This is a genomic window from Exiguobacterium sp. UBA6282, assembly GCF_002440475.1.
Lineage (GTDB): Bacteria > Bacillota > Bacilli > Exiguobacteriales > Exiguobacteriaceae > Exiguobacterium_A.
The window spans coordinates 44,475-56,937 of sequence record NZ_DJUM01000004.1 but is presented as its reverse complement, the minus strand read 5'-3'; the positions used below and the strand labels follow the sequence as shown (position 1 = coordinate 56,937).

Sequence of the window (12,463 nt, the reverse complement as noted above, 5' to 3'; positions counted from 1 at the left end):
CGACACCGAGATTCGGTTTGATTGTTGTAAAATGATAGGCACCGATTTTAGGTTTGGCCTTTGACACGATAGATAATAATGTTGATTTACCGACACTTGGGAAGCCGACCAATCCAACATCTGCCATCAACTTAAGTTCCAGTACTACTTCGATTTCCTCACCCGGCTCACCGTTTTCACTGAACTCCGGTGCGGGATTCGAAGCTGAGGCAAATCTCGAGTTACCTCGGCCACCACGGCCGCCTTTTGCGACCACTGCCTGCTGGCCGTGCACCACAAGGTCAGCGATGACTTCTTCAGTCTCAGCATTTTTGATGATGGTGCCCGGTGGTACTTTCAGTATTAAATCTTTCGCACCTCGCCCGTGCATATTACTCGTTTGTCCATTTTCACCTTTATCTGCTTTGAACATCCGCTGGAATCTAAAATCGAGCAATGTTCTTAATCCTTCGTCTACTTCGAAGATAACGGAAGCCCCTTTGCCACCGTCGCCACCTGCAGGACCGCCTAACGGTACATATTTCTCACGTCTATAAGCCACAATGCCGTTACCACCGTCGCCTGCTTTTAAGTTAATTTTGACCTGATCGACAAACATCTGTACACCTCTTATCTATTAATTTTAAATGCTGCTGTTATCATATGGTCGCTGATGACCCAGTCAAAAGCTTCATCACCCTGTACATCACTGTAGTCTCCACCTGATAGAATAAAATGGACGTCTATCGTCTCTTCTTCATCAAAAAGTTCGATTTCAATGAGCTGCTTATATGCAGCAGGAATCGTTGCTATAAAACTCATCCACCGGTCAAACTGTGAAGTTACAAAGGCATCACTGGCAGCGTCACCTTTAGAATTCACTTCAAATCTCCAGCTGTAACGACTGGCTGTTGTCTGATAATTGACAACCGCCTCAAGAAAAGCAGGCCATGGCAGCCGGAATAACTGCTGTTCTTCATGAACTCTTTGAGTCCACCGCTCTGCTGCCGCTTTTGCCTGTTCATAATGTCCTAATTCAAGGTAACCATTGATCAGCTGCAGTTGATTGCTGACATCATGTTTCGCGCGTAAATAAATATCGACTGCTTTCATTATATTCTCCTTTAAGACATTATAACAGAAGACTGTACGACTGGGACGAACACTGTATCAAAAAGAAAAGCACTTGAACATGATGTTCAGTGCTTTAATGTGTTATTATTTTGCTTCAGCGTACACAGAAACTTTTTTCTTGTCACGACCGAAACGTTCGAATTTTACGACACCGTCAATTTTAGCGAATAGAGTATCATCTCCACCACGACCTACGTTTTCACCAGGGAAAACTTTAGTACCGCGCTGACGGTATAGGATTGAACCACCAGAAACGTATTGACCATCAGCACGTTTAGCACCTAAACGTTTTGATTCAGAGTCACGACCGTTACGTGTAGAACCTACCCCTTTTTTCGATGCGAAGAACTGAAGATTAAGTTTCAACATGTGGAATCCACCTCCTATACTTGTTCAAGTTGGATAAACTCACCGTAACTTTCAGCGATGGTACCAAGCTGGACCAAAGTCGCCTCCAGTAACAATTGGGTGCGTTCACTGACATCCGGTGCTAAGTCAGCGTACGGTTCTACATAAAAGTAGCCACCCTCTTGTTGTTCTGCCATTTCAAGGAGCAGGACCTGCCCGAGTAATGCTTCTATGGCATTGTATGCCCCGAAGATCACCGACGATACGCCGGCACAGACAAGGTCGAGACCTGGTTCTGCAAACTCGGCATGTCCTGTCACTTCGATGGAGCGGACGAGTTCCGCTTCATCTCGTCGAATCTTGACACGTATCATGGCTTACGCTTCGATTTTCTCGATGCGGACCTTCGTGTAAGGTTGACGGTGACCTTGCTTACGACGGTAGTTCTTTTTCGCTTTCATTTTGAAGACAGTGATCTTTTTCGCGCGAGCGTGTTTGATGACCGTTGCTACGACCTTCGCACCTTCTACGAGTGGAGCGCCGACTTTAACATCGTCACCACCAAGGATCAATACTTCACCAAATTCAACTGTGCTGTCGACGTCTGCGTTTAATTTCTCAACGTAGATTTCTTGGCCAGCTTCGACTTTGACTTGTTTACCACCAGTTTTGATAATTGCGTACATTACGTGCACCTCCTCTTAGGAACTCAGACTCGCCATCACGGGCAGCAGATGCTTTAAAACCCGGTCTGTGCGGTTGTAGTCATTTGGGTGCTTCCAAACGAACTAACGTTATTCAGAATACCAAACGTTCTTCCACCTTGTCAATGCTGTTCTGAAGGATTATTCCGATCGCTTGATGAAATCGAGACAGTCCTGTGACGACCCAGTGAATAGGACGGCTGGATCGCCTTCTAACACGTGCACCTCGAGTGGTTGGCGAGAGATGAATTCGTCTTGTAACAAGTGACGCGGCGCGCGAATCACGACCGCTTCCGCATAGGTCGCGATCTCAAGCAATTTCGGTTCAATTAACCGATAGACGCTTAATCGTGTCCATTGACCGGATTCCTGCGATCGTTCCTGCAATGATTTTCCGTGTCGTTGTCGCGTCAGTTCGCATAAACCCATCTTCGTAAATCCATACACTTCGATTTGTTTCGTCTCGAGTGCGGCTCGTTCTTTGAGAAGTTGGGTCACCCGTGTCTGACCCTTACTTGAGCCACGTAAAAAATCGATCGCAATCATCCCACTGATATTACGTAACCGTAATTGCCGCATGACTTCGACGGCAGCCGCTTCGTTGATCTGGTCAAACGTCCGCTTTTGTTCTTTGACCGAAATCGTCTTCCCACTGTTGACGTCGATGACAGTCATCGTCTCGACTTCTTCAATCAAGAGATACGCTCCTCCGTCGAGCCAGACGACCCGTTGCATCGCTTTTTCGATTGCCCCATCAATGGCTTCCATCTCGGGTAAGCGTCCTTTTCGTAGCGAGCGTTCGACAGACAGACCGAGTAATTCGAGTCGTTCCTTTTCCTGACGCGTCATGACGAGCGCATCGGTGACATGCGGAAGTCGCTTCGCTTCCTGGACGATCAATGCCTCGTCTTGCTCAAGACGCGGCGCCTGCATGAGTTCTTTATGCCGTATCCGTAATGACTGTAACTCTTGTTTCAATTCGTCGATTGATGCTTTCGCTGCCTCCGTCCTGTAAAGAATCCCTTCTTCTTCCGTCGTCGTCAATTGCTCCGCCAGTTGACGCTGGACGACGAGATCCAACTTCCGACTGAAACGGACGCGGCGACCGTACGGGAAATAGACAAGATAACGTCCACCATAAGTGATGTTCTGCGTCACCTTGTGTTGCTTCGGTGCGACCCCTTCCTTGACGACCTGAACGAGCAATGTCTGCCCGACCTGGACGGCTTGTCCGATCGTTGGCACGTCCGGATAGCGACGAAGTGCTTCCACCGTTTCATTAAGCGGTAAGTAAAGCGGCGTACCGTCAGTCGCGATCAAAAAGGCTGCTCCGAGCGTCGGATGCAACCGGTCGACCTTGGCATAAACGAACGTTCCGACCCGGATCTCGTCACGCATCCGTTCATGATATTCAATCAATCGACCGCCTTCGACCAACGCCAATCGTTCGAGTGAAGCGGTCTGTTCACTAATCCATCGCATACTGATCCCTCCAAAAAAATTAGACTAGGCGCGACGATGTCGTCCTAGTCTAATTTCCCATTCTTATTTCATCCCAAGCATCTTCTTCAATTTGACGAAGAACCCTTTTTGCGGTTGTTCATTTAAATCAAGTAGTGGTACGGACTCCCCAAGAATCCGACGCGCGATGTTTCGGTATCCGAGTCCAGCCCGGTTATCCGGATTCATCGTTACGGGAACACCACGGTGCGAAGCGGCGATGACTTCTTCATCATCGATGATCAGACCAAGCAGATCGATTGAAAGAATACGCATAATCTCATCGATATCGAGCATATCACCTGATGCCATCATGTGCGAACGCACCCGATTGATGACGAGTTTTGGAACGATGTTTCGTTCTGAGCGTTCGAGCATCCCGATGATCCGGTCCGCATCTTGGACGGCTGCTTTTTCCGGTGTCGTTACGACCACGGCTTCATCCGCTCCAGCGATCGCATTCATGAATCCTTGTTCGATTCCTGCCGGGCAGTCAATCAATACAAAATCGTATTCAAGTTTCAGCGTGTCGATGATTGCCTTCACCTGTTCGGGTGTGACGGAGGACTTATCCTTTGATTGAGCAGCAGGCAACAGATACATCTCTTCAAAACGCTTATCGCGGACGAGCGCTTGGTGCAATTTACATTGTCCCGTTACGACGTCAACGATGTTATAGATACTCCGGTTATCGAGACCAAGCACGATATCCAGATTGCGTAACCCGATATCTGTATCGACGAGACAAACCGAATGCCCCATCAATGCAAGTGCTGTTCCGATGTTCGCCGTCGTCGTTGTCTTACCGACGCCGCCTTTACCGGATGTGACGACGATGGCGCGTCCCATATTCGTCTTCGCCTCCATATGTACCTGTTCTTTCACTTGTTCCATATCCGTCACCCTCTTTCACTATCAATCGCAAACTGATCCATCCGCGCAAGCGGAACGGTTTGAAGGCGGGAGAATTCCACCCCGTCTTCGCCTAAAAATGCACAGCCCATATCGAGAGCAGGAATCGGTGCGTCATCCGGCTCCTCATGGACGGTTCCAGCGACCGCGACCCATTTCGGTTGCAACACACTTGCAGCGATGACTGCTTCCGTATTACCACCTTTACCTGCATGAACGGTACCACGCAAAGCTCCGAGACAATAGATACTTCCTGTCGCATGGACGACCGCCCCCGGATTGATATCTCCGATGATGACGATCGAACCTTCAACGTCTAATACGTGCCCACTGCGTGCCGTGCCACCAAAATAATGGAACGTCCGCTCTCCGTACAAGGCTTTTGCCTCGTCTTTCGTGATGCACTCACTGTCATAGCCTTTGAAAGAGAAGGAATCATGTCGCGCGACGATAGATTCGACGGCCGTCAACACCCCTTCATCGACATAACGTCGACCGAAGAAGAAGGTGATGGGTACGGCGCGTCCGTTCTCGACGGATTTGTCCGCAAGCGTCAACTCTAAATCGTCAAGAAATTCATCCACACTGCACCTTTCATTCACATAGACGGCGAGGCCACCACGATGGCCTTTCATCGTTACATAACGTTTACGCTCAATCATGACTCATCCTCTTTTCTCGTCAAGGGTCGACTGCACGAGTCGGGTCATCGGATAATACAGGATGATGATCCCGATCAACTGGGCAACCAAACTCCTTGGAATGATCTGTGTCGCGAGTTCTTGGAAGGAAACCCCGACACCAACGACCGAAGCCGTGAAGAAATATATATCGAGTTCATACAAAATGGCACTGAACGTGAACGTGACGAGAATCGTCAATACGTTCTCCTTTACATATTTTAGCACGAAGCTACTAAAAAGCGGAATGGCGGATAACGCAAATAAGTAAATTCCGATAATATCCGAGTACACGAAATCATAGAGCAATCCGAAAACGAGTCCGAATCCGAGTGCTTGTTCAAGCTTCCCGTACCGACCGAGGAACATCAGACCGATCAAGGTCGTATGAATGACATACGGCGAACCATCTCCAAGCGGTCCCGCGAACAACGTTCCTTCTAAGATAAAAAGAAGGAACACGGCGAAAAACAACTTAACGTTATTCACGAGTGTCCCCTCCCTTATCGGTCTCAGCGAAAGGTTCCTTCGCTTCGCGTTCAATCACGAAGACATGACCGAACTGTTCGAAGTCTGCTGCCGGTTTGACGTATGCGATTTTCGAAGCCCCATACTGATCGGATTTCACTTCTTCGATTTTTCCGATGACGATCCCGCTCGGATACTTTCCACCAAGACCGGACGTCGTGACGGTCTGCCCTTTTTTCAGCTTCGCATCGTTCGGAATTTTCGTGAACTTGAGTAGTTTCGTCTCTTCATCGAAGCCTTCAATCGTTCCGAAGACTCCTTTTCCTTTCGTGTCGTCTGCCGTTGCCGAAACGTTATTCGTCCGACTCGTATCCGACATCAACTGCACAAGGGACGTATAAGCGCTCGCCTGGATGACGCGACCAATCAATCCATCTGCTGTTACGACGGCCATGTTCGGTTTGACCCCTTTTTGTTCGCCGATGTTAATCGTCACGAACCGTTGCCATTCGGACGATGTCCGCCCGATCATCTCTGCCGGTAACAGTTTATAGTCGCGAATCGAACCTTTGAGGTCGAGCATGTCTTTTAATTCTTTATTCTCACGCTCAAGATCACGGACTTTAACGGCATTGCCGGCATAGTCGTTCAATCGTGATTTCAAGTGTTCATTTTCTTTGTACACGTCACGCACTTCTTTAATCGAAGTGACCGTATCATCAATCCAGCCAATCGGTGTCGCGAAAAGGCGTTGACCGACGCCCACGGTATCACGCACGAAGCTTTGATACCAGTGGGATTGGTTACGCCCTTGCAGCGAAATCCCGATTAAGATCACCAAAAGGAGAAAACTAAGGAGTGTGATGAGCAGTTTTCGATTATTTAAAAATCGCTTCATCGCTCATCCCGTCCTTATCTTTTTTGCGAGATGCCTGATTTCGAACGAAGGACATTCATCATCTCGAGTGATTTTCCTGTACCGATTGCGACACAATCAAGTGCGTTTTCTGCAACGAGTGTCAAAATACGTGTTTCGTCTTCGATGACAGCATCAAGGTTCTTCAAGAGCGCCCCACCACCTGTCAGGACGATACCGCGGTCCATGACGTCTGCTGATAATTCAGGAGGTGTCTGCTCAAGCGTGTGCTTAACACCTGCAAGAATCGCTTCGACCGTATCTGAAAGTGCGTCACAAATTTCAGCACTTGTGACTTCGATCTGTTTCGGAAGACCTGTGACGAGGTCGCGTCCACGGATTTCCATCGTTTCGTTCTCTGATTCTTCATCGATGCGAGCATAACCGATCGTCATTTTCAACGTCTCAGCTGTCCGTTCCCCAATCATCAAGTTGTATTTCGATTTGATGTAACGAATGATAGACTCATCCATCTCATCACCACCGACACGGATCGATTGGCTTGTGACGATACCACCGAGTGAGATGACAGCAACTTCTGTCGTACCACCACCGATGTCGACGACCATCGAGCCTGTTGGTTCTGAAACCGGAAGACCTGCACCGATTGCTGCTGCGAATGGTTCTTCGATCGTGTATGCTTCACGCGCACCCGCAAGTTTCGCTGCATCTTCAACCGCACGTTTTTCGACCGATGTAATACCACTTGGTACACAGATCATGACGTTCGTCTTAGAAGAGAACAAGCCTTTTTTCTTTGAAGCTTGATCCATGAAATATTTGATCATCGTAGCGGTTGTTTCATAATCCGCGATAACCCCGTCTTTCATCGGGCGTCGTGCAGTCACGTTACCCGGCGTACGACCGATCATGTTTTTTGCTGCATTACCAACTGCCTCAATTTTCCCTGTATCCGTACGGAAAGCAACGACGGACGGTTCACGGACGACGATTCCTTGCCCCTTTACATACACGAGCGTGTTAGCCGTACCTAAGTCAATGCCGATTTCACGGCTGAATGATCCAAACATTATTCAAAAAACCCCTCTCTGAGAATACACTTCACTAATTATAACGGAAAAGCCTTCATTGGAAAGCGTTAAAACGTTACAGCTTGTTTACAGTTCGCCTTAGAAAACACACAAAAAAACGTCTGACGGAAAGAAACGAAACTTTCCCTTCAGACGTTATTCTTACATAAATCCGCGCTGTTTCATACTAATAAATTGTCCATGCCCGATGATGATGTGGTCAAGACAACTGATTCCAATGAGTCGTCCTGCCTCAACAAGTCGCTCGGATACCTCGATATCTTCCCGACTTGGCGTCGGATCACCGGACGGATGATTATGGACGGCAATGAAGTTCGCAGCCGAGCAGCGAATCGCTTCCCGGAAGACGTCTCGCGGGTGGACGATTGACGTGTTCAATCCTCCAATGAATAACGTCTTTTTCGAGACAACCTCATTTTTCGTATTCAAATACAGGCAGATGAAATGTTCCTGTTGATAGAGGCGCATTTCTTCTAACAACAGCTCCGCGGCGTCTTCCGGTGAACGGATCGTCGGTCGAACCCACTTCGGTTCCGTGACGAGACGACGACCGAGTTCCAGTCCAGCCATGATTTGCAACGCCTTTGCCTTTCCGACACCTGGTGCTTTCTCGAGTCCACCGACTCCAGCTGCCTCGAGTTCAATCAGTGAAGGATAGATGTGCAGTAATTCTTCCGCGATTTCGAGCGGTGTCCGGTCGCGCGTTCCGCTTCGGACAAGACATGCCAACAACTCGACTGTCGTCGCTTGTGCTAAGCCTTTCAACTGAACCATATCCTTCGGCCATTCAATCACAGCATCCGACCTCTCTGTTTCAGGATTACGCAAACATCGGCTTGATCGCAAAGGACGCGAGACGTTTCGTGATTTCGTGGATCGGCAATCCGACAACATTATAGTAATCGCCCTCGATCGCTTCGACGAACAGACCACCCATCGCTTGAATACCATATCCACCCGCTTTATCATAGGGCTCGGTCGTCGCGATATAGCCTTCGATCCATTCGTTTGGCAATGCACCAAAACGAACGTGTGTCGTCACGTCGAATGTCTCTTCCTTCTCACCAAAGCGAATCGTTACTCCTGTCACGACTTCATGTGCGCGTCCCGATAGACGCGCGAGCATCGCCCGTGCCTCTCCCCTATCTGCCGGCTTCTCGAGAATCATATCATCAATTGCAACGACTGTATCAGCTGCCAGAATGACACCGTCCGCTGTAATCGCTCGCGCTTTCTTTTGCGATAGATGACGGACGTATTCATGCGGGGACATCGGGTACGGCGCTTCTTCGACGACATTCGCTGGTACGACTGCGTGAACGATTCCGATTTGCTGCAAGAGTTCCGTCCGGCGTGGTGAAGCTGAGGCGAGAATCAAGTGTGGTTGCGTTATCATTAGTATCACGTTCTTTCCCATTAATTTCGAATCGGATAATTCGAGTCATCGAATAGTCTAACAAAAAACAAGCGGTCCCTAACAGCATAGGAACCGCTTGTTTTCTTTTAATTTCCTGTCACATCGACAAATGGATCCGACTTCGGTGTCTTCTCCTCGAGTGGCGTTTGCTTATCCGGCGTCAACTTCGTCAGGTCCGGACGATAATACGATTCGATCTCGACTGTGAATGAAAGCATCTCATCCTCAAGCAAAAGCGTTCCGCTACTCGGACCCGGTTCTTCCGGTCCCGATAACTGGATTTGGCGTAAGACCGTGATTCGATCCGTCCGCTCGATTTGTTTTAAGAATGCCATCAATTCAAGATACGACGGGGCTTCAACCGTCAATGACGCCGGAAGTGGCGTCGCATTCGCTGTGGTTGTTCCTGTCGCCGCAGCTGTTGTCGCTTGATCTTGATCAGACTCCGTCGCCATTGCTCCGTCAACGGCAGGCGTTGATGTCACCGGTGACTGTGGCGTTGGCGTTGTAGTCGCCTGACCAAACGTGATCGACTGGACTTTGACACCGGCAATCTGACTCGACGCGTTAATCGCATCGATGACGTCATCGTTCGCTGCCGTCACCGGGACTTTTTGTTGCAGGAAGCTCGACTCAGCGACGTCGACTTTCTGTTCGTTCGCTTTCGCTTGCTCGAGCACCATCTGTTCCCGTTTCAACGTCGCTTCTTTTTCTTGCAACGTTTGGTGTGTCGTATACGTCGTATAACCGAAGTAACCGACCGCACCGAGAACGATCAAGATCGTTAGACCGAGGAGGATGAAGCTACTATAACGTTTCAATTGTCCGGCACCTCCTCGATTTCAGTCGTTACATTCGGATCAGTCGTCTCCGTCGTCGGATCGGTTGAAGGAGTCGCTTCCGTCGAGCTATCCGTTTCCGATTCAGCTGGCTGATCTTCTTTTGGTACTGCCGGATCAGCTTCGTTCGTTTCGCCTTTGACGACTTCCGTCGGGTTAACGTTCAACGAGAATTGTCCGATATAACGAGGTTCTTCAGATTTTGCATCATCCGACGGTGTGATTTCCGTCGTCGGAATTTCTTGCCCGGTCGTCGGATCAACCGTCGTCGTCGTGACGACATCCGCCTTTTCATTCATCGTCCGTGTCGTCACACTCGCAAGGTTCGTTCCTGAGAAGACTTTATCTGTCAACAATTCACGATAAAAATCGTTTAGTTCATCAAGCGTCTCGAATTGGGTCGTCATCGTCACGGCATGATTCGCACCATACGCGAATTGAAGGATATAACCGCGTTCTGGGAGATAACGGGTAATCCGTTCAAGCGTCGGTACGGCAGGACGTGGCGTCGTCTCGAGTCCTTCGACTGTCTGTTTGAGTTGCGCGACTTCCTGCTTCGCCGATTGGTCCGATTCCGACTGCAACTGACGGACGATCTGGATTTGATCGTTCGTCGATTCGACGCGATCCGCGAATTGATCGGTTTGCCAGTAGAGATAACCACCAGCGAGTCCGCCGAACAACAACAGAATGAGTGAAGCGACAAGCGGATATTTCGGTGCTTCGTCATTTTCCGGTAATAAGTTGATGCGGTCTTTTCGCGGTGAAGCAAGACCAGCGAGCGGTAAGTACGCTCGTGGAATTGACTGTCCGTCAATCGTCATCATATCTGGAATTTCATCGAGACTTAAATCAAAGTTCGACCGGAAACGTGTTGCCAGTTCATCACGGAACGGGAAGTCCCCGGCAAGGACGACATTCGTGATCTCTCGTCCTTCGCGCGCGAGCGAAAAACGATAGAAATCGAGCACACGCGAGAACTCGAGCAACATCTCATCTAAGACGAGTTCGACCGTCGGATCATCCGAGCGGTAACGATAATGCAATTGATCATCGATGACATCAACATCCCACGCGTCAGCCGCAAACGTGTCGACCGAGCGAATCAGACGTGGTACGTGATCTTCGATGATGATCAGCTGGTGATTCGTCGCATTCGCATTCCAGATCAATAAAGTATCGGCTTCTGTTGTAACTGGGTGATGAGATTCAATCCCGAAGTAGGTCGCAAGCGGTTGAGGTTCAGCTGCGACCAGTCGCAAATGCTTTTGTTTGAACAGTTGCGTGTATTGCTTTAGCGCTTCGTTTGGGGCGGCATAGAGCATGATTTCCCGCTTGCCGTCTTCTTCAAGAACCGTGTAATCAAAATATGGTTCTTCAAACGGTAAAACGATACTATGTCCGATCTCCATAAACAAATAGCCACGGATTTGATTCGTCTCGATCGTCTCCGGAATATCAAGTTTCCGGGCGAGAACGAGTGAACCATCGAGCGCGAGCACCGCTTGCGAACCACGCGGTACTTTTAGTTTCGTCAGTAATCCGTCAAAGATGAAATCAAGCGAGGCTTCCGGCTGTAACCAGCCTCCTTGAAGTGTTCCTGGCGGCAGCGCGACGACTGCCCAACGCTTGATGACGCCTTTTTTGACGACCGCACCGAAGATTGCGACATCGGTAAAATTAAAGTAGATATAAGTCCCTTTACGCCGTTGCGCCATATGTACGTTCTTCCTTTCTTAAAGCAGTAAATCGAGGTACCACGATACCCAATCATCCGCAAAATAATATGTCAGTAATGTTCCGACGGCAATCGACGGAACGAAGGGAATGGGTTGTTTCCGCTTCACGCGTCCGAGTCCAAGTAATGTTAAGCCAAGAACGGAACCAACGAATGCCGAGACGAACAAGGCAATGACGACGTGAAGCGGTCCAAGGAAGATTCCGAGCAGTCCGAACAGTTTGACATCCCCTGCCCCCATACCACGACGGGAAGCAAGAAAGATGACGAATAATAGAACGAACCCGACGATTCCACCAATAATTGGATTATACCAGTTTTCGAGTGGAGAAAGGTAGCGCACAATCAAGGCAATTGGCAAAAAGATAAGTAAAATTTTATTCGGAATCAGCATGTAGGCTAAGTCCGACATCGTTAGGATAAACAGCAAGCTCGTCAGGACGAGCGTCAACGCCAGTTCCATCGACCAGCCGAACTGCCAAAAGGCATAGGCGTAGAGAATCCCTCCGAGTAATTCAAGCGCTGGGTACTTGATTGAAATTGATTGTCTACAAGAACGGCATTTCCCACCGAGCACAGCGTAACCAAGTACCGGTGTCAGTTCGAGCGGTCCTAAGACATGTCCACACGTCGGACAATGGGAGCGCGGATGAACGATCGACTCCCCGACCGGGACGCGCAAACCGACGACGTTCGTAAACGACGTGATAAGTAAGCCTAACAAGAAAAAATAAACCGTGAAGACGATCGTCATGACACGACCTCCCTTTCAAAAA

At 49.1% G+C, this 12,463-nt stretch carries 16 protein-coding genes and 1 other annotated feature; all 16 genes read right to left on the bottom strand.

Features of this window, described 5'->3' with window-relative positions; all coding sequences use genetic code 11:
• A partial coding sequence (cgtA, locus tag B2751_RS00680; RefSeq protein ID WP_290772082.1) for an Obg family GTPase CgtA occupies window positions 1-598 on the bottom strand: 598 nt, incomplete at its 3' end.
• Window positions 599-609: 11 nt separating this feature from the next.
• Entirely contained in the window at window positions 610-1,092 is a 483-nt protein-coding gene (locus B2751_RS00675; protein ID WP_290772080.1) for a Spo0B domain-containing protein, read from the bottom strand.
• 105 nt (window positions 1,093-1,197) lie between these two features.
• Window positions 1,198-1,482: a 50S ribosomal protein L27 gene (gene rpmA, locus B2751_RS00670; protein ID WP_290772078.1), complete on the bottom strand. Its 285-nt coding sequence runs from the start codon at window positions 1,480-1,482 to the stop codon at window positions 1,198-1,200.
• Between the two features lie 14 nt (window positions 1,483-1,496).
• Window positions 1,497-1,835, bottom strand: coding sequence for a ribosomal-processing cysteine protease Prp (locus tag B2751_RS00665; RefSeq protein WP_023468945.1), 339 nt, complete (start codon window positions 1,833-1,835; stop codon window positions 1,497-1,499).
• A gap of 3 nt (window positions 1,836-1,838) precedes the next feature.
• Entirely contained in the window at window positions 1,839-2,147 is a 309-nt protein-coding gene (gene rplU / locus B2751_RS00660; protein WP_012370978.1) for a 50S ribosomal protein L21, read from the bottom strand.
• A gap of 15 nt (window positions 2,148-2,162) precedes the next feature.
• Window positions 2,163-2,232, bottom strand: a sequence feature (ribosomal protein L21 leader region).
• Between the two features lie 74 nt (window positions 2,233-2,306).
• A complete protein-coding gene (locus B2751_RS00655) occupies window positions 2,307-3,647 on the bottom strand; it encodes a ribonuclease E/G (protein ID WP_290751810.1) in 1,341 nt (446 codons plus the stop codon).
• Between the two features lie 63 nt (window positions 3,648-3,710).
• Entirely contained in the window at window positions 3,711-4,514 is an 804-nt protein-coding gene (minD, locus tag B2751_RS00650; protein ID WP_029342255.1) for a septum site-determining protein MinD, read from the bottom strand.
• A gap of 50 nt (window positions 4,515-4,564) precedes the next feature.
• Window positions 4,565-5,239 (bottom strand): septum site-determining protein MinC, encoded by a 675-nt coding sequence (locus B2751_RS00645; protein ID WP_035406484.1) that lies wholly within the window; start codon window positions 5,237-5,239, stop codon window positions 4,565-4,567.
• A gap of 3 nt (window positions 5,240-5,242) precedes the next feature.
• On the bottom strand, window positions 5,243-5,746 hold the full coding sequence (gene mreD, locus B2751_RS00640) for a rod shape-determining protein MreD (protein ID WP_035406481.1): 504 nt from the start codon (window positions 5,744-5,746) through the stop codon (window positions 5,243-5,245).
• A complete protein-coding gene (gene mreC, locus B2751_RS00635) occupies window positions 5,739-6,623 on the bottom strand; it encodes a rod shape-determining protein MreC (RefSeq protein ID WP_056062539.1) in 885 nt (294 codons plus the stop codon). Before mreC ends, mreD begins: the two co-directional genes overlap by 8 nt.
• Window positions 6,624-6,637: 14 nt before the next feature.
• On the bottom strand, window positions 6,638-7,672 hold the full coding sequence (locus tag B2751_RS00630; RefSeq protein ID WP_029342258.1) for a rod shape-determining protein: 1,035 nt from the start codon (window positions 7,670-7,672) through the stop codon (window positions 6,638-6,640).
• 162 nt (window positions 7,673-7,834) lie between these two features.
• Window positions 7,835-8,467 carry a RadC family protein gene (gene radC, locus B2751_RS00625; RefSeq protein ID WP_050677672.1) on the bottom strand — a complete coding sequence of 211 codons (633 nt, stop codon included), beginning with the start codon at window positions 8,465-8,467 and terminating at the stop codon, window positions 7,835-7,837.
• 46 nt (window positions 8,468-8,513) lie between these two features.
• On the bottom strand, window positions 8,514-9,089 hold the full coding sequence (locus B2751_RS00620) for a Maf family protein (protein WP_056062542.1): 576 nt from the start codon (window positions 9,087-9,089) through the stop codon (window positions 8,514-8,516).
• Between the two features lie 107 nt (window positions 9,090-9,196).
• On the bottom strand, window positions 9,197-9,931 hold the full coding sequence (locus tag B2751_RS00615; RefSeq protein ID WP_290751819.1) for a hypothetical protein: 735 nt from the start codon (window positions 9,929-9,931) through the stop codon (window positions 9,197-9,199).
• Entirely contained in the window at window positions 9,928-11,667 is a 1,740-nt protein-coding gene (locus tag B2751_RS00610; protein ID WP_290772074.1) for a fimbrial assembly protein, read from the bottom strand. Before B2751_RS00610 ends, B2751_RS00615 begins: the two co-directional genes overlap by 4 nt.
• 18 nt (window positions 11,668-11,685) lie before the next feature.
• On the bottom strand, window positions 11,686-12,441 hold the full coding sequence (locus tag B2751_RS00605; RefSeq protein ID WP_290772070.1) for a prepilin peptidase: 756 nt from the start codon (window positions 12,439-12,441) through the stop codon (window positions 11,686-11,688).
• Between the last annotated feature and the right edge of the window lie 22 nt (window positions 12,442-12,463).